This window comes from Micromonospora sp. HUAS YX12, assembly GCF_040215685.1.
Classification (GTDB): Bacteria; Actinomycetota; Actinomycetes; order Mycobacteriales; family Micromonosporaceae; genus Micromonospora; species Micromonospora tulbaghiae.
In genome coordinates this window covers 3,168,176-3,185,567 of record NZ_CP157974.1, presented here as the reverse complement: position 1 = coordinate 3,185,567, position 17,392 = coordinate 3,168,176, and the positions used below count along the sequence as shown (strand labels likewise).

12 protein-coding genes and 1 tRNA gene are annotated in these 17,392 nt (G+C 73.4%); 2 read left to right on the top strand and 11 right to left on the bottom strand.

The genetic code is table 11. The features are described 5' to 3' along the window. Nucleotides 1-104: 104 nt before the first annotated feature. The 3 genes from ABIH81_RS15505 to ABIH81_RS15495 form a co-directional block, all read right to left on the bottom strand. Nucleotides 105-1,340: an NAD(P)/FAD-dependent oxidoreductase gene (locus ABIH81_RS15505; protein WP_349880921.1), complete on the bottom strand. Its 1,236-nt coding sequence runs from the start codon at nucleotides 1,338-1,340 to the stop codon at nucleotides 105-107. After that, nucleotides 1,333-3,468, bottom strand: a complete 2,136-nt coding sequence (locus tag ABIH81_RS15500; RefSeq protein WP_349880920.1) for an MMPL family transporter — start codon at nucleotides 3,466-3,468, stop codon at nucleotides 1,333-1,335. The genes ABIH81_RS15505 and ABIH81_RS15500 overlap by 8 nt, the downstream gene beginning before the upstream one ends. Before the next feature lie 177 nt (nucleotides 3,469-3,645). Continuing rightward, nucleotides 3,646-3,718: transfer RNA gene (locus ABIH81_RS15495), tRNA-Asn, on the bottom strand. 268 nt (nucleotides 3,719-3,986) lie between these two features. Here ABIH81_RS15495 and ABIH81_RS15490 point away from each other — a divergent pair. Together ABIH81_RS15490 and ABIH81_RS15485 are read left to right on the top strand one after the other, a co-directional pair. Further along, nucleotides 3,987-4,373: a hypothetical protein gene (locus ABIH81_RS15490; RefSeq protein ID WP_349880919.1), complete on the top strand. Its 387-nt coding sequence runs from the start codon at nucleotides 3,987-3,989 to the stop codon at nucleotides 4,371-4,373. A 96-nt stretch (nucleotides 4,374-4,469) separates the two neighbouring features. Continuing rightward, nucleotides 4,470-5,654 (top strand): ROK family transcriptional regulator, encoded by a 1,185-nt coding sequence (locus ABIH81_RS15485; RefSeq protein WP_349880918.1) that lies wholly within the window; start codon nucleotides 4,470-4,472, stop codon nucleotides 5,652-5,654. 147 nt (nucleotides 5,655-5,801) lie between these two features. Here the strand turns inward: ABIH81_RS15485 and ABIH81_RS15480 are convergent, their stop codons facing one another. The 8 genes from ABIH81_RS15480 to ABIH81_RS15445 form a co-directional block, all read right to left on the bottom strand. After that, a complete protein-coding gene (locus tag ABIH81_RS15480) occupies nucleotides 5,802-6,812 on the bottom strand; it encodes a sugar phosphate isomerase/epimerase family protein (RefSeq protein WP_349880917.1) in 1,011 nt (336 codons plus the stop codon). Nucleotides 6,813-6,985: 173 nt separating this feature from the next. Next, complete coding sequence (locus ABIH81_RS15475; protein ID WP_349880916.1) at nucleotides 6,986-9,094, bottom strand: lectin; 2,109 nt, start codon at nucleotides 9,092-9,094, stop codon at nucleotides 6,986-6,988. 20 nt (nucleotides 9,095-9,114) lie between these two features. Beyond that, complete coding sequence (locus ABIH81_RS15470; RefSeq protein WP_349880915.1) at nucleotides 9,115-11,952, bottom strand: RICIN domain-containing protein; 2,838 nt, start codon at nucleotides 11,950-11,952, stop codon at nucleotides 9,115-9,117. A 275-nt stretch (nucleotides 11,953-12,227) separates the two neighbouring features. Continuing rightward, a complete protein-coding gene (locus ABIH81_RS15465) occupies nucleotides 12,228-13,295 on the bottom strand; it encodes a polyprenyl synthetase family protein (RefSeq protein ID WP_349880914.1) in 1,068 nt (355 codons plus the stop codon). Further along, nucleotides 13,292-14,686 (bottom strand): nucleotide pyrophosphatase/phosphodiesterase family protein, encoded by a 1,395-nt coding sequence (locus ABIH81_RS15460; protein ID WP_349880913.1) that lies wholly within the window; start codon nucleotides 14,684-14,686, stop codon nucleotides 13,292-13,294. The genes ABIH81_RS15465 and ABIH81_RS15460 overlap by 4 nt, the downstream gene beginning before the upstream one ends. Beyond that, the gene (eboE, locus tag ABIH81_RS15455) at nucleotides 14,683-15,900 is read right to left on the bottom strand and encodes a metabolite traffic protein EboE (RefSeq protein WP_349880912.1); all 1,218 of its coding nucleotides are present in this window, start codon (nucleotides 15,898-15,900) and stop codon (nucleotides 14,683-14,685) included. The genes ABIH81_RS15460 and eboE overlap by 4 nt, the downstream gene beginning before the upstream one ends. Continuing rightward, complete coding sequence (locus tag ABIH81_RS15450) at nucleotides 15,900-16,751, bottom strand: TatD family hydrolase (RefSeq protein WP_349880911.1); 852 nt, start codon at nucleotides 16,749-16,751, stop codon at nucleotides 15,900-15,902. The genes eboE and ABIH81_RS15450 overlap by 1 nt, the downstream gene beginning before the upstream one ends. A gap of 1 nt (nucleotide 16,752) precedes the next feature. Then, nucleotides 16,753-17,358 (bottom strand): EboA domain-containing protein, encoded by a 606-nt coding sequence (locus ABIH81_RS15445; protein WP_349880910.1) that lies wholly within the window; start codon nucleotides 17,356-17,358, stop codon nucleotides 16,753-16,755. Between the last annotated feature and the right edge of the window lie 34 nt (nucleotides 17,359-17,392).

Genomic DNA, 17,392 nt, shown 5'->3' with positions numbered 1-17,392 from the left:
GTAACCCGCCGATCGCTGCGCGGACCACCACCTACCGGGCGGAAACACGGCCGCGACAGCACGATGGGCAACGCGAGGATAACAACGCGCAACCCGTCGACGCCTCACGCGCGCCGCAACTCCGCGAGGACCGCGCCGACCGCTCGCCACCCGCTGGCGAGCGCGCCCTGGATGGACGGGCTGTCCCGGTGGTCCCCGGCCACGTACAGGCCGTCGCCGAGCGCCACCGGCTTGCGCAGCCGGCCCTGGGGTGGCGGGGCGGCGGGTAGCGCGTCCGGCACGGTGACTGTGGTGAGGTGGGTCCAGTCGGCGGTGGAGCGGCCGTAGAGGCGGTCCAGTTCGCGCCGGATCACCGGTTCGGGCGGGGTCTGCGGGCCGACCACGGAGGTGGCGACCAGGTGCTCGCCGTCGGGCGCGTACGTGGGCGCGGCCCGGCTCACCACCACCGTGTTGGCGACGAGTTCCCGCCGGTCGCCGTCGAGCAGCAGGATCGGCTCGTCCAGTGGCGCCGTATCGGTGCGGTGGTAGTAGGTGGTGTACGCGTGCATGCGTACCCGATCGAGACCGGGCAGCAGCGTGGCCGCCGCCGGGGGGTCCACCGCGACCACGACGGCGCGGCAGGTGATCTCGCCGGACGGGGTGCGGACCCGGCCGGGCGCGACCTCGGTGACCGGGGTGTTCAGCTCGATCAGCTCGGCGGGCAGCGGCGCGGCGAGCGCCCGGGGCAGCGCCGCCATGCCGTCCGCCGGCAGGCCGATCCTCCCCCGGGCGAAGGAGCGCATGACGACCGCGAGCACGTGGCTGGAGGTGGCCAGCTCGCGGTCGAGCAGCACGCCGGACAGGAACGGCCGGAGCAGTTCCTCGATGATCGCGTCGGAGAGCCCGGCCCGGCGCAGCGCCGTCTCGGCGGTGGTCTCGGGTGTGTCGAGCAGCCGCCCGACCGGCACCGTGGCGTAGCCGGCGGCGAGCGTGGCGAACCGCAACCTGTCGGTCAGCGATCCGATGCCGGCGGTGAGCGTGCCGGGTGCGCCGGCGGGTTCGCGCAGCGGGTTGACCAGGCGTTCCAGCCGGTCGCCGCGGCGCACCAGCACGCCGGAGGTGAACCAGCCCATGTCGAGCGCGCCGAGGTCGACCAGGCCGGCCAGCCGCGGGTACGCGGCGTTGAGCACCTGGAAGCCCCGGTCCAGCAGGAACCCGTCGACGCGGTCGGTGGCGACCCGCCCGCCGAGCCGGTCGCCCGCCTCCAGCAGCCGCCACGGCACGCCCGCGCGGTGCAGCCGCCGAGCGGCGGCGAGACCGGCCAGGCCGCCGCCGACGACCACCACGTCCGTGTCAGGCACGGTCCACCCCCGCCCCGGCGCGGTCGCCCTCGCGGTGCGACCGCGACAACCGGCCCGGCCACCAGACCTTCGGCCCGATGTCGTACGCGAGCGCGGGCACCAGCAGCGAGCGGACCACGACGGTGTCCAGCAGGACGCCGACGGCGACCGCCACGCCCAGCTCGACGAGCACCACGAGCGGCAGGACGGCGAGCGCGGAGAACGTGGCGGCGAGCACGATGCCGGCGGAGGTGATGACGCCGCCGGTGACGGCCAGTCCGGCGAGCACACCGGCGCGGGTGCCGCGGCGGACCGACTCCTCGCGGACCCGGCTCATCAGGAAGATGTTGTAGTCGATGCCGAGCGCGACCAGGAACACGAACGCGAACAGCGGGAACGACTGGTCGACGCCGGGGAAGCCGAAGACGTACCGGAACAGCAGCGCGCACAGGCCCAGCGTGGCCAGGAACGACAGCACCACCGTGGCGATCAGCAGCACCGGTGCGACCAGGGCGCGCAGCAGCAGGGCCAGGATGACCGCGATGACCAGCAGCACCACCGGGATGATGACGTCGCGGTCGCGTACCGAGGCGTCGGCGGTGTCCACGTTGATCGCGGTGAAGCCGCCGACCACCGCGTCCGCGCCGGGTACCCGGTGCACCGCCTCGCGCAGGTCGCGGATGGTCCGCTCGGCGCCGTTGCTGTCCGGCGGGTCGGCGAGCGTGACATTGAGCTGGACCCGCCCGTCGACCACCTCGGGGGGCGCGTCCGGGTCGGGCGGCGCGTTCTCGCCCTGCCGGCCGAGCGGCAGCACCGAGGCGACGCCCGGTACGCCCTGCACCACCTGGGCGACCTGCCGCGCGGTCGCCTGGGTGGTGAAGATGGTGGCGGGGCTGCCGGTGCCGGCCGGGAAGTGCCTGTCGATGACCTCCTGCCCGGCCACCGAGTCGGTGCGCTCGGTGAACAGCTGGGACTGGCCGAGCGTGGTGGCGCCGAGCTGGGTCACCCCGATCGCGAGGGCGGCGAGCACCACGGCGGTGACGACCCAGACGGTACGCGCGCGGCGCGCCACGAAGCCGGCGATCCGCCCCCAGATGCCGTGCTCGGTGCGCGGGTCGGCCTGGTCGTACCGGGGTCGCCGGGGCCAGAACGCCCAGCGGCCGCCGAGGACCAGCAGCGCGGGCAGGAAGGTGAGCATGACCAGCAGCGTGGCGGCGATGCCGACGGCGCTGACCGGGCCGAGCGCCCGGTTGGAGTTCAGGCTGGACAGCAGCAGGCAGAGCAGGCTGACGATGACTGTGGCGCCGGAGGCGATGATGGCCGGGGCGGCGCCCTTCCAGGCGGTCCGCATCGCGTCCCAGGGGCGCTCGTGCCGGTGCAGTTCCTCCCGGTAGCGGGCGATGAGCAGCAGCGCGTAGTCGGTGCCGGCGCCGAAGACGAGCACGGTGAGGATGCCCTGTGCCTGCCCGTTGAGCTTGACGATGTCGTGGTCGGCGAGCAGGTAGACGACGACGGCGGCGAGCGAGTACGACATCCCGGCGGCCAGCAGCGGGAAGATCCAGAGGGTCGGGCTGCGGTAGACGACAAGCAGGATGACCAGCACCACTGTGAGCGTGACCAGGAGCAGCGGCCCGTCGATCGCGCTGAACACCTCGATCAGGTCGCCGAGCAGCCCGGCCGGTCCAGCCACGTCGACGGTGAGCCCGTCACGGTCCGGGCCGGCGATGTCGCGCAGGCGTTCCACCACGGACCGGATCTGTTCGCCCTCGGCGCTGTCGATCGGCACGATCACCTGGGCGGCCTGCTTGTCCTGGCTGACGATCGGTGGCGGCAGCGGGCCGACCACGCCCGGCACCTCGGCGAAGCGGGCCGCGTCGGCCTGGATCCGCTGCTGGTCCGCCGGGGTGAGGCCGCTGGGTCGTTCGTAGACCACGAGTGCCGGGGTGGTCTCCCGGTCGACGAATCCGGCGGCCAGATCCTGCGCCCGGGTGGCCTCGGCGTCGGCCGGCAGGAAGGAGGCGTTGTCGTTGGTGGATACCTCGCCGAGTTTGCCGGAGTACGGGCCGGCGATGCCGCCGACGACCAGCCAGCCGAGCACCACCGCCACCGCGATCAGCGTCGCGGTCCAGCGGCTGCGTCCTGCGGCCATCTCCACCGTCCTCGAATCGACGCATCAATCGACGCAGCGGGAGTCTAGGTCGACGCCGACCATCCTGCCGGGCGAACGAGGAGCCGGGGGCGGAAACCGGGCAGCCGGAGCACGCGCCGGGGCGCGGGAACGATGAACGCCCGCCGGCTATGCCGACGGGCGTGACGTGGAGCGAAGCTCCCCCGATTGGACTCGAACCAATAACCTGCCGGTTAACAGCCGGCTGCTCTGCCAATTGAGCTACAGGGGACCGTGCACCGCTCGGTTCGGATCTCTCCGCTCCGTGCGACGGGGACAAGAGTACAGGACATCGGGGGGTGGTGCGCCAGGGGGTTACCGGAGGAGGAGCTGACCGGCTGACGCGCGAGGATTACGGACAAATCGTCATCTCGGCACAGGGAGGCATGAGCGGAGAGCAGGATGGGTAGTTAGCCGTCGACAGAGAACGCAGGCGCGAGACGGTCATTCCGCCGAGCTGGCGGAAACCGGCGAGAGCGTCAGGTACGGAAGGAGCCGCCATGCGCGGAAAGATCATGTTTCTTGGCGGGCTGGCTGCGGGATTCGTCCTGGGCGCCCGTGCCGGCCGGGAGAAGTACGAGGAGCTGGTGGTCCGCGGGCGCAAGGTGCTCGACCACCCGACCGTCCAGGAGGCGGCCGGGGTCGCGCAGGCCCAGGCGACCCGGCTCTACTCGGAGGGCAAGGACAAGCTGGGGCAGACCAAGCTCGGTGAGAAGCTCGCCACCAACGGCGGCAAGCCGGGCATGACCGACGCCGACAAGCCGTTCGCCGGCACGCCGGCCGCGGTCGGCAGCCGCAGCACCAACGGGACGGGCTCGACCAGCGCGTCCGGCTCGACCACGACCGGCACGAGCACCAAGCCGTCCAGCACCGGCAACACGCTCTGACAGCAGCGGACAGCGGGCCGGTCACCTCCGGGTGACCGGCCCGCTCCCGTGTGCGCGGGCACGGATGTGGCACATTCTCGGTGGGGAGGTGACCACATGCCGATGGCCGGACCGGAGACGGCGGATCAGGCGCGGCTGCTGCGCCTGCTGCGCGACGACGGCCCGCGCTCCCGGGTCGAGCTGGCCGACCTCCTCGGCCTGCCCCGGGCCCGGTTCGCCGCCGAGGTGGACCGGTTGACCACGCTCGGCCTGGTGGAGAGCGCCGGGCCGGCCGCGTCGCGGGGCGGACGCCGGTCGTCGCTGCTGCGCGTCGGCGCACAGGTCCGGTTCGGCGCGGTGCTCGTCGGCGACGGCGTCCTGCGGGTCGCGCTCACCGACGGCGAACTGAACCCCCTCGCCCGGCACGACGAGCCGGTGGACGTCCGGCTCGGCCCGGACGTGGTGGTCGGGCGCATCGTCGAACTACTCGGCAAGCTGCGCGTCGAGGCGGGACTGTCGTCGCTCACCGGCGTCGGCGTCGCGCTGCCCGCACCGGTCGAGGTCCGCGACGGCTCGCCGGTCTCCGCGCCGGCCCTGCCCGGCTGGCACCGCTTCCCGGTACGCGACACGCTCGCCGCCGAGCTGGGCTGCCCGGTGCAGGTGGACAACGACGCCAACGCGATGGCCCTCGGCGAACGGCACGCCGGCACCGGCCGGCCGTTCGACGACTTCCTCTACGTCAAGCTGGGCGAGGCGATCGGCTGCGGGCTGGTGCTCGCCGGCTCGCTCTACCGGGGCGCGGCCAGCGGGGCCGGCGACATCGGCCACTTCCAGCTCACCGAGGACGGGCCGCTGTGCGGGTGCGGCAACAACGGGTGCGTCGAGGCGTACTGCGGGGATGTCGCACTGGTGCGGGAGGCGGTGACCGCCGCGCGGGCCGGGCGCTCGACGGCGCTGGCGGACCGGCTGGCGGCGGCCGGGACGCTGTCGGTGGCCGACGTGGCCGCGGCGGCGACCGAGGGCGACCCGGCGGCGCAGACGCTCGTCCGCGACGCCGCCCGCCGGCTCGGGCGGGTGCTGGTCGGGCTGGTCAGCTTCGTCAACCCGGCCATCGTGATCATCGGCGGCGCGCCGGCCGGGATCGGGCCGGTGCTGCTCGCCGAGATCCGGGGCGTGGTCTACCGGCGCTCCACACCGCTGGCCACCGGCAGCATGCCGATCGTCCTGTCCGACCTGGGCGACACCGCCGGCCTGATCGGCGCCGCCCACCTGGTGAGCACCCAGTCCTACGCCGCGCGCTGACCGCTCCCACCCCCGCCACCCCGCCGCCCCGCCACCCCGTCGATCTTGCACTTGCGGCCCGCGTGATGCCGTTTATTCCCGCTTCGGGAGGGCCGCAACTGCAAGATCGCGCGCGCCGAGGACGGGAGGGCGGGGCGGGAGGGCGGGTCAGTCGCGGCTGCTGCTGAAGGCGGCGTCGAAGGCGGCGCTCGGGGCGTCGAAGGCCAGGCGACGGACGAACTGGAGCGCCTCCGGCGCGCCGACCAGGCGGTCCATGCCGGCGTCCTCCCACTCGACCGAGATCGGGCCGTCGTAGCCGATCGCGTTCAGCGCCCGGAAGCAGTCCTCCCACGGCACGTCGCCGTGGCCGGTGGAGACGAAGTCCCAGCCGCGCCGCATGTCGGCCCAGGGCAGGTGGGAGGAGAGCCGGCCGCGCCGCCCGTCCCCGGTACGGACCTTCGCGTCCTTGCAGTCGACGTGGTAGATCCGGTCGGCGAAGTCGAAGATGAAGTTCACCGGGTCCAGCTCCTGCCAGACGAAGTGCGACGGATCCCAGTTGAGCCCGAACGCCTCCCGGTGCCCGATCGCCTCCAGCGTGCGCTTCGTGGTCCAGTAGTCGTAGGCGATCTCGCTGGGGTGCACCTCGTGCGCGAACCGCACGCCCACCTCGTCGAACACGTCGAGGATCGGGTTCCACCGGTCGGCGAAGTCCTGGTAGCCGCGCTCGATCATGGCCGGCGGCACCGGCGGGAACATCGCCACCGTGTGCCAGATGGACGAGCCGGTGAAGCCGACGACGGTGCGTACGCCGAGCTTCGCCGCCGCCCGCGCGGTGTCCTTGATCTCCTCGGCGGCCCGCTGCCGCACCCCCTCCGGCTCGCCGTCACCCCAGATCCGGGCCGGCAGGATGTCCTGGTGCCGCTCGTCGATCGGGTGGTCGCAGACCGCCTGCCCGACCAGGTGGTTGGAGACGGCGAACACCTGGAGGTTGTGCTTGGCGAGGGTGGCCCGCTTGCGCTCCACGTACGAGTCGTCGGCGAGCGCCTTGTCCACCTCGAAGTGGTCGCCCCAGCAGGCGATCTCCAGCCCGTCGTAGCCCCACTCGGCGGCGAGCCGGCAGACCTCGTCGAACGGCAGATCGGCCCACTGGCCGGTGAAGAGCGTGATGGGTCGCGCCATTGTCCTTCTCCCCTGTGGTGATGGGGGATTCCGTCGCGGACCGGGGCGAGGACGACCGGAGGCGGCGGCGCGTGGGAACCGGTGGACGCCGGAGCGTCTGCTCCCGGACGGGTTGCGCCTCCCGCCGGATCACCGGCCACCTCGCGGTCGCCGCCTCCACTCTATGGCCTCCGTCAGGGCAGGGTCCAGCGCTGGTTCGCCGCGCCCGTGCACGTCCACAGGTGCACCGCGGTGCCGTCGGCCGAGTTGTTGCCGGACACGTCCAGGCACTTGCCCGACTGCGGGTTACGCACCGTCCCGTCCGCCTGCGCCGACCAGTTCTGCGCACCCGTGCCGTTGCACGAATACAACTGGATCTTCGTGCCGTCGGCGCTGCCGCCACCGGACACGTCCAGGCACTTGCCGAGCGCCTTCACCGGCCCGTTCGGCGTCACGGTCCACGACTGCGCCGACGAGCCGTTGCAGGTGTAGAGCTGGATCTGCGTGCCGTCCGCCGACGACCCGCCCCGCACGTCCAGGCACTTTCCGGCCAGGCCCCTGACCGGGCCGGCGCCGCCGGTGCCGGTCGAGCGGACCAGCGTGAAGTCGTCGACGTCGAACAGCCCGGAACCGCTGCCGGTGAACGTCAGGTGCACTGTCTGCGTACCGGACGGCACGCCGGTGAGCGCGGTGCTCACGTCGGCGAACGTGGTCCAGCTACCGGTGTTCGGCACCGCCACCTGGCCGAGCACCGGGCCGGTCGGCGAGCCGGTGCGTACCTGGAGTGTGCCGCCCGGGCCGCCGGAGACCACCCGGGCGCGCAGCGACGTCACGCCGGTCAGGTCCAGCCCCGGGTACGCGGCCCAGTCGCCCGGGTCCACGTACCCCAGGGTCTGGCCGCCGTTGGCGCCGGCCTTCGGGTACGCGCTGACGCCGCTCGCCGAACCGAACGCCTCGGCCTGGACTGTGGTGTTGCCGGTCGGCGGCGGCGTGCCGCCGAGTTCCTTGATCCGGATGTTGCGGAACGACACGTCGTCGCCGGTGCCGTGGTTCTGGATGCCGACGTGCCCGGCGAGCGACCGGACCGGGTCGGTGTTGGTGAAGTCGTTGATCCGTACGCCGTTGAGGAAGACCTGGAGCCGCTCGGACTCGACCAGGATCTCGTAGGTGTTCCACTCCCCCGCCGGGTTGAGCACCGCGTCCCGGACCGCCAGGTCGGCGGACTTGAAACCGTAGATCGCGCCGGTGGTCCGGTCGGCCGCGTCGGTGGGGTCGATCTGCACCTCGTAGCCGTTGTTCACCGCCGAGTTCGGGTCGCTCGACGGCGGGAAGCCGACGAACACGCCCGAGTTGTCGTCACCGGCCAGCCGCCAGTCCAGCTTCAGCGAGTAGTTGGTGAACTGCTTCGCGCTGTACCAGTACAGGCCCATGCCGCCGACCGAGGTGAGCGTGGCGTCGGCGTTGGTGAAGCTGCCCGGCCCGGCCTGCGACCAGCCGGTGGTGCCACCGTTGTAGAGCGCGGTGTAGCCGGTCTCCGGCCGGCAGTCGGCCTTCGTGCGCCCGGCGGCGTAGCGGATGCCGCCGAGCAGGTGCGCCCGGAACGCCGCGTCGGCGTAGGACGCCTGGGTGTGGCCGCCGCCGGTGTAGAAGGACCGGCCCCCGCTGTACGTCTTGCACCAGGCGTGCGGGTGGTCGCCGCCCATCGAACCCCCGGAGTACGACGACTCGTCCAGGCTGGCCAGCACGTGCGCGGTGGAGCGGGCGTTGGTGCGGTAGTCGTACCACTCGTCGGTGCGGTTCCACCGCTGGGGCAGGTGCGCGGTGGCCGCGTGCGCCCGGTCCTCCACCTTCACGGTGGCCGGCTGGATGGCCGGGTGGGAGGCGAACCAGGCGCCGACCAGATTGCCGTAGAACGGCCAGTCGTACTCGGTGTCGGCGGCGGAGTGCACGCCGACGTACCCGCCGCCGGCGCCGATGTACGCCTCGAACGCCGACTGCTGGGTGGCGTTCAGGACGTCCCCTGTGGTGTTGAGGAAGATCACCGCCTCGAAGCGGGCCAGGTTGGCGGTGGTGAACTGGGCGGCGTCCTCGGTCGCGGTGACGGTGAAGTTGTTCGCCGCCCCCAGCTCGCGCACGGCCTGCGTGCCGGCCGCGATGGAGTCGTGCCGGAAGCCGGCGGTCTTGGAGAAGACCAGCACGTCGTAGGGGGCGTCGGCGGCGCTCGCCGGGTTGGCGGGCGCGGTGCAGGCGATGGTGGCGAGCACGGCGGTCACCGCCCCCAGCGCGGTGCGGAGGAGTCTCATCGACGTTCTCCTTCCATTCCTCAGGGTAGGGTCCAGCGCTGGTTCGCGGCGGCGTTGCACGTCCACAGGTGCACCGCCGTGCCGTCGGCCGAGTTGTTGCCGGACACGTCCAGGCACTTGCCCGACTGCGGGTTGCGCAGCGTCCCGTCGGCCTGCGCGGACCAGTTCTGCGCCCCGGTGCCGTTGCACGTGTAGAGCTGGATCTTCGTGCCGTCCGCGCTGGCACCACCCGACACGTCCAGGCACTTGCCGAGCGCCTTCACGGTGCCGTTCGGCGTCACGGTCCACGACTGCGCCGTCGTGCCGTTGCAGGTGTAGAGCTGGATCTGCGTGCCGTCGGCGGTGGCGGCGTTGCGGACGTCCAGGCACTTGCCGGCCAGGCCCTTCACCGGGCCGGTACGGACCGCCGACGTGGCGAGCGTGAACGCGTCCAGGTCGTAGAGCGCCCCGGTACCGCCGGCGAACGTGAGGTAGAGCGTGGTGGTACCGGCCGGCGGACCGGTGATCGTGCCGGTCACTGTGGTGAACGTGTCCCAGGCGCCGGTGACCGGGACGGTGGCCGTGCCGAGCACGGTGCCGGTGGCCGAGCCCGCCCGCACCTGGAGCGTGCCGCCCGCCCCGGCGGACGAGACCCGGGCGGTGAACCCGGTGGCGTCGGCCAGCAGGTACGGCTGGAACGCGATCCAGTCCCCGTTGTGGATGTCGCCGACGGTCTTGCCGCCCTCGGCGGTGGCCTTGTCGAACGTGTTGATCCCGGACGAGGTCTTGAAGTGCTCGGCCTGCCGGTGCCGGGGCTGGAGCGTGTGCTGGGTGTGCGTGGTGAGGCCGCCGGAGTCGGTGTACTCGGCGTCGAAGACGGCGAAGATGTTCGCCGCGTCGTCGTGCTCACCGTCGACGGGTACGGCGATCGAGCCGGTGCAGCCCGTCGCCGAGGTGATCTGGTGGCCGTGCTGGTCGTGGCCGAGCACATAGGTCATCTTGACCTTCGTGCAGTCGATCGTGGCGTCCTCCGGGTCGGTGACGGTGATCCGGAACGGCACGGTGTCGCCGAAGGAGAACAGCTTGCCGTTGCCGGGTGTCTCGATCACCACGGTCGGCGCGGTGTTGCCCACTGTGATCGTCACGCTGGCGGTGCCGGTGGCGCCCTGCGCGTCGCGCGCGGTGAGCGTGGCGGTGTACCTGCCGTTCGCGGTGTAGGTGTGCGAGGGGTTCGCCGCGGTGGAGGTGCCGCCGTCGCCGAACGTCCAGGCGTACGTCAGCGCGCCGCCCTCCGGGTCGGACGAGCCGGCCGAGGAGAACGCCACTGTGAGCGGCGCGGCGCCGGAGGTCCGGTCGGCGGCGGCGCGGGCCACCGGGGCGCGGTTGGCGCCGCCCAGGTAGTCGAAGCGGTACAGCGCCGAGTTGGCGTCGCCGTTGAAGTAGCCGGTTCCGTAGTCGAGCACGTAGTACGCGCCGTCCGGGCCGAACGCCGAGTCCATCACCTGCTTGCCGGTCCACGGGAAGCTGTCGATGGTGCCGGGTGAGCCGTCCGCGTCGACGTGGATCGGCTTGATCCAGCCCCGGCCGAACTCGGTGGCGAAGAACTGCCCGTCGAACGACTGCGGGAACTTCGTGGTGGACGGGTTCGCCGCGTCGTACCGGTAGACCGGGCCGCCCATCGGCGACTCGGAGCCGCCGCCGAACTCGGGCGGGCTGCCGGCGTCACCGGCGTAGCGGATCCAGGACGGCTTGGCCGCCGGCAGCGTGGCCAGGCCGGTGTTACGGAACGAGTTGTTCGCCGGGCCGCCGGTGCAGTTGAACTTCGGGCCGGCGGTGCCGGTGGCGAAGTCCCACTCGGCGTACGTCTCGGCGGCCGTGTTGGTGCCGGTGCAGTACGGCCAGCCGTAGTTGCCGGGCCCGGTGACCCGGTTGAACTCGACCTGCCCGGACGGGCCGCGGGCCGTGGTGGTGCCGGCGTCCGGCCCGTAGTCGCCCACGTAGACGACGCCGGTGGCCTTGTCGACGCTGATCCGGAACGGGTTGCGGAAGCCCATCGCGTAGATCTCCGGGCGGGTCCGCGCGGTGCCGGGCGCGAAGAGGTTGCCGGCCGGGATCGAGTACGTGCCGTTGGCGTTCACCTTGATCCGCAGGATCTTGCCACGCAGGTCGTTGGTGTTGCCGGCGCTGCGCTGCGCGTCGTACCCGGGGTTGCGGTTGGTGCGCTCGTCGATCGGCGCGTAGCCGGCCGAGTCGAACGGGTTGGTGTCGTCGCCGGTGGACAGGTAGAGGTTGCCGGCGGCGTCGAAGTCGATGTCCCCGCCGACGTGGCAGCACAGCCCCCGGTCGGCCGGTACGTCGAGCACGTCGACCTTGCTGGCCTGGTTGAGCGTGAAGTCGGCGTTGAGCGTGAACCGGGACAGCCGGTTGACGCCCTGCCAGGCGGAGAAGTCGCTGCCGGTGGCGGGCGCGTCCCCGGCCGGGGTGGACAGCAGCGGGGCGTAGTAGAGGTAGATGTGCCGGTTGGAGGCGAAGCCGGGGTCGACGCCGACGCCCTGGAGCCCCTCCTCGTCGTGGGTGTAGACCGGCAGCGTGCCGATGACCGTGGTGGCACCGGCCGCGTCGGTGCGGCGCAGCGTGCCGTTGCGTGCGGTGTGCAGGACCGACCGGTCGGGCAGCACCGCGAGCGACATCGGTTCGCCGGTCTCGGCGACACCGCGGGCGAGTTCGACCTGCTGGAAGTCGCTCGCCGGGATCGGGTGGGCGGACGCCGGGACGGACGCCGCGGCCGTTGTGACGGTGCCGGCGGTGGCCGCGAGCAGCAGCGCTGCGGCAGCGGCGAACGGTCGCCGGGCACGGGGGTGGTGGGGGTGGCTGGACATGCTGTGCTGTCCCTTCCTGACGCGCGCAGCCAGGACCGGGCGCGCGTCGCGCCGGATGCCGAGCAGGGGGATGCTGCGCCGGCCTGCCGGGGAGGTCGGCGGGCCGTGACCTCCGGTCAGGACCGGAGGTCACCTCGCCGAGGCGGGCGGTGCGGGGCGGTCACCTCGGCGAAACAGCGTTGTGCTGTGCACGACATTAAGACCTTTCGATCAGCCTGTCCATAGCTTCTGATCGATCGGCTTTGACTTTCGGCGCTCAGCGACAAAAGTACGGGTCACTCGTGGCGGTCGACGGCCCGCTCCGCGAGCGCCGCCAGCACCCGCCGCGCCGGCTCCGCCAGCGGCAACGCGTCCAGCGCGACCAGTGCGGCGTCGGCCCGGGTGCGGATCATCCGCTCCACCGCCTCCCGCGCGCCGGACTCCTCCACGATGCCCCGAACCTCGGCGGCGCCCGCCTGGTCGAGGCCGGGATCGCCGACCAGCTCCCGCAGCCGGGCCGCGCCGGCCGGCGAGGTGGACGCCCGGGCCAGCGCCAGCAGCACTGTCGGCTTGCCCTCCCGCAGGTCGTCCAGGTTGGACTTGCCGGTCACCGACGGGTCGCCGAAGACGCCGAGCAGGTCGTCGCGGAGCTGGAACGCGTCCCCGAGCGGGTCGCCGAACCCGGCCAGCGCGGCCACCTCCTCCGGCCCGGCACCGGCGAGCGCGGCGCCGATCTGCACCGGACGGGTCACCGTGTAGCGGGCCGTCTTCAGCCGTACCACGGTGAGCGCGCTCGCCACCGAGCCGTCCCCGGCCGCCCCGACCACGTCCAGGTACTCCCCCGCGATCACCTCCGAGCGCATCCGGACCAGCAGCATGTGCCCCCGGCGCAGCCGCTCGGGCGGCAACCCGCACCCGTGGAACATCTCGGCCGACCAGGTGGCGCAGAGGTCGCCGCAGAGCACCGCCGCCTGCCGGCCGTACGCCGCCGGGTCGCCCTGCCAGCCGCAGCGGGCGTGCAGGCCGGCGAAGAACCGGTGCAGCGTCGGCGCGCCCCGGCGGCGGTCGCTGCGGTCCACGATGTCGTCGTGGATCAGCGCGAACGCGTGGAACAGCTCCAGCGACGCCGCGGCGACCACGATCGGCGAGGCGTCCGGGCCGCCGAACCCCCGCCAGCCCCAGTAGCAGAACAGTGGGCGCATCCGCTTGCCGCCGGCCAGGACGAACCAGCGCAGAGCGGTGTGGACGGCCCCCGTACCGTCGTCCGGCCGACCAGGCTCCCTCGCGTCCAGGAACGCGGCGAGCGCGGCGTCGAAGCGGCCCCGCAGCAGGGCCGGGTCGGTCGGTGCGACGGCTACGGTCATGGTGCCTCCCAGGCCAGTCCGGCGAGTTCGAGCAGCAACGCCTTCACGTCAGTGGCCTCCACCCGGGGCCGGATCGCGGCCCGGTCGGAGCAGAGCAGCACCGGGCCGTCCGCCGGGTCGGCGGGCAGGCGCCCGTGTGAACCACGCACCGCACGCGCGCCCGCGTCCAGCCCCACCACGTTCATCAGGTAGCGCAGCCCGAGCTTCTTGCGGGCCAGCGCCACCGCCGCCCGGCGCTTCGCCGCACCCGGCGCGGCCGGGTCGAAGAACAGCTCGGCCGGGTCGTAGCCGGGCTTGCGGTGGATCTCCACCAGCCGGGCGAAGTCGGGCGCCCGCGCGTCGTCGAGCCAGTAGTAGTACGTGAACCAGGCGTCCGGCTCGGCCACCAGCACCAGCTCACCCGAGCGCGGGTGATCCAGCCCGTACCCGGCCTGCCCGGCGGCGTCGAGCACCTCGGCCACGCCCGGCAGCGCGGCGCACAGCTTCGCCACCGCCGGCACGTCCGCCGGCTCCTTGACGTAGACGTGCGCCACCTGGTGGTCGGCCACCGCGAACGCCCGTGACGTCCACGGGTCGAGATATTCCATCCCGGCCTGGGTGTAGACCCGCAACAGCCCCTCGGCGCGCAGCACCCGGTTCACGTCCACCGGGCGGGACACGTCGGTGATGCCGTACTCGGACAACGCCACCACCGTGGCCCGCTGCTCCCGCGCGGCGTCGAGCAGCGGACCGAGCACGGTGTCCAGCTCGGCCGCCGCGGCGGCGGCCTCCGGACCGGACGGGCCGAATCGTTGCAGGTCGTAGTCCAGGTGCGGCAGGTAGACCAGGGTCAGGTCGGGGGCGTGGTCGGCGAGGATGCGCTGGGCCGCCCGGCTGATCCACGCCGAGGACGGCAGCCCCGCGCCCGGACCCCAGTAGGTGAACAGCGGGAACGTGCCGAGCGCGTCGGTGAGTGTGTTCCGCAGCTCGGGCGGGTCGGTCCAGCAGTCCGGCTCCTTGCGGCCATCGGCGTGGTAGACCGGGCGCGGCGTGACCGTCCAGTCCACGTCCGCGCCCATCGCGTACCACCAGCAGACGTTGGCGACCCGGTAGCCCGGCTCGACGCGGCGGGCCGCCTGCCACACCTTCTCGCCGCCGACGAGCGCGTTGTGCTGCCGCCAGAGCAGCACCTCGCCCAGGTCACGGAAGTACCAGCCGTTGCCCACCACGCCGTGCCCGGCGGGCAGCTCGCCGGTGAGGAACGTGGACTGCGCCGAGCAGGTCACCGCCGGCAGCACGGTGCCCAGCTCGGCGGCGAACCCGGCGTCCGCCACCGCGCGCAGCCGCGGCATGTGCGCCAGCAGCCGCGGCGTCAGCCCGACCACGTCGAGCACCACCAGCCGCCGGCTCACGAGGGTACGCCTTCCGCCGCCCGCGGACCCGGAGCGCCCACCCCGCCGCCGGCCAGGCCGAGCGCGGTCAGCTCGTCGCGGGCGAACGCCAGCTCGGCGGCGATCCCGGCGGCCAGCTCCGCGTCGCCGCGCGGCCGCCGCGCCGCCGGCAGCACCCCCCAGGTGTACGTCTCGACGTCGAGGTGGTCGCAGCCGGCGACCGGACCGGCGAACAACGCGGCGAGCGCCTCGCGCAGCACCGGCACCGTGGAGCGCAGCGGCGGCTCGGGCGGGGCGTGCAACGGCACGTGGTAGTGCACCCGCCACACCCCGGGCAGCCGCGCGTCGAGTGCGGCGTCGAGGTCGTCGGCGGCGTACGCCGGATCGGCCGGATCGGCGGCGCCGGCGCAACCGGCCGCGCGGGTCTGGTGCAGGAACCTCGGTTCGACGAACCGGCGCAGCGCCGCGCTCGCGCCGGCCGGGTCCGGCGCCTCGACCGCGGCCGACACCTGGACCTTGACCACCGGCAGCCCGGCGGCACGCAGCCCGGCCAGGGCATCCGCCGGCTGCTCCCAGGCACAGGCCAGGTGCGCGAGATCCAGGCAGATCCCGAGCCGGTCGGTATCCATGTCTGAGAATACCTTGCGTGCTTGTCCCGTCGACTCCACCAGACAGCCGGGTTCCGGCTCGAAGCCGACCCGGATCACCCGGCCGGTGTCCCGCTGCACAGCGGCCAGCCCCTCGGCCAGCGCGTCCAGCCGGCGCCGGGCGATGGCGGCCCGCCCCGCGTCCCACGGGGTGCGCCAGGCCAGCGGCAGCGTCGAGATCGAGCCCCGGGCGGCGTCGTCGGGCAGCAGGTCGGCGAGCACCCGGGCCAGGTCCAGCGTGTACGCCGACCGCTGCGGCGTGGTCCAGTCCGGGTGGTACACCGCGCCCTTGACCACCGGGGCCTGGAACGCGGCGTACGGGAAGCCGTTGAGCGTGACCACCTCCAGCCCGCGTACGGTCAGCTCGTGGCGCAGCCGCCGGCGGGCCGCCGGGTCGGCGGCGAGCGCGGCGGCGACCGGCGCGGCCAGCCAGAGTCCGAGCCCCAGCCGGTCGGCGCCGAGCGCCCGGCGCACCGCCACCGCGTACGTGTCGAGCTGGGCGACGATGCCCGCCAGGTCCTCGGCCGGGTGCACGTTCGTGCAGTAGCCGAGATGGACGGTCGTGCCGTCGGCGTGGCGCAGCCGCATCACTGCCCCCCGCGCATGATCGAGTTGCCGGCGAAGGTGGGGTCGCTCGCCTCCAGGTCGGTCAGGTCGAGCCGGCCGGACTGGCCGTAGAACTCCACCGGGTTGCGCCACAGCACCCGGTCCACGTCGTCGGCGTCGAACCCGGCCAGCAGCATCGCCTCCCCGGTCGCCCGGGTCAGCAGCGGATCCGACCGGCCCCAGTCGGCCGCCGAGTTCACCAGCATCCGCTCGGTGCCGTACCGCTTCAGCAGCTCCACCATCCGCGGCGGCGACATCTTCGTCTCCGGGTAGATGGAGAAGCCGAGCCAGCAGCCGGTGTCGCGGACCAGTTCCACAGTCACCTCGTTGAGGTGGTCGACCAGCACCCGTCCGGGCGGGATGCCCGACTCGGCCACCACCGCGAGGGTCCGCTCGACGCCGCGCGCCTTGTCCCGATGCGGCGTGTGCACCAGCGCGGGCAGGTCGTGCGCGACGGCCAGGGCCAGCTGCCCGGCCAGCGCGGCGTCCTCGGCCGGCGTCATCGCGTCGTAGCCGATCTCGCCGACCGCCACCACGCCGTCCTTGTCCAGGTAGCGGGGCAGCAGGTCGAGCACCGGCCGGCAGCGCGGGTCGTTCGCCTCCTTCGGGTTCAGCGCCACTGTGGCGTGGTGCCGGATGCCGAACTGCCCGGCCCGGAACGGCTCCCACCCGATCAGCGAGTCGAAGTAGTCCACGAAGCTGTCCACGCTGGTACGCGGCTGGCCCAGCCAGAACGCCGGCTCGACCACCGCCCGGACCCCGGCGGCGGCCATCCGCTCGTAGTCGTCGGTGGTGCGGGACGTCATGTGGATGTGCGGGTCGAAGATGCGCATGTCACGCCTCCGTGGTGGGGATGGTCAGCCGGCGCAGCAGGTCGGTCGCGTCGGCGGGCATGTCACGGCCGGCGGCGTGCCGCTCGGCGGCGAACGCGGCGAGCATCCGGGCCAGCTCGCCGTCGGCGCGCTCCGGCAGGCCGTCGACCACCGCCAGCGGCACGCCGGTGAACACGCACTTGAGCACCGCCTGCCGCCAGGTCGCCTGCTCCAGGTGCCGGGCGTACGGCCCGAGCGCGGCGGCGACCAGCCGGGTGTCGTTGGTGCGGATCGCGTCGTGCAGCAGCGGCACGCACTCCGCACCGATCGGCAGCAGCGGCAGCGCGCGCAGCACGGCGCGTTTCTCGGCGGCGTCGCCCTGCCGGTAGAGCGTCTCCGCGGCGGCGGCGTGGCCGTCCGGAAGCGCGGTCAGCAGCAGCGCCCGCGCCGCGTCGTCGGCCGTCCAGCCGGGCGGGTCGGGCAGCGGCCCGCGCCCGCACCGCCGGGCCGCGGTGGCGAAGAACCGCCCGATGGCCGTGGGTTCGGTCGCGACGCGGCGCAGCGCCGCGTCCAGCCACTGCGGATCGGGTACGCCCCGCAGCGCGGCGCGCAGTCGGTCGGGTGTCATGCCGTCTCCCCTCTGCCGGGTGGAAGGTGGTGGG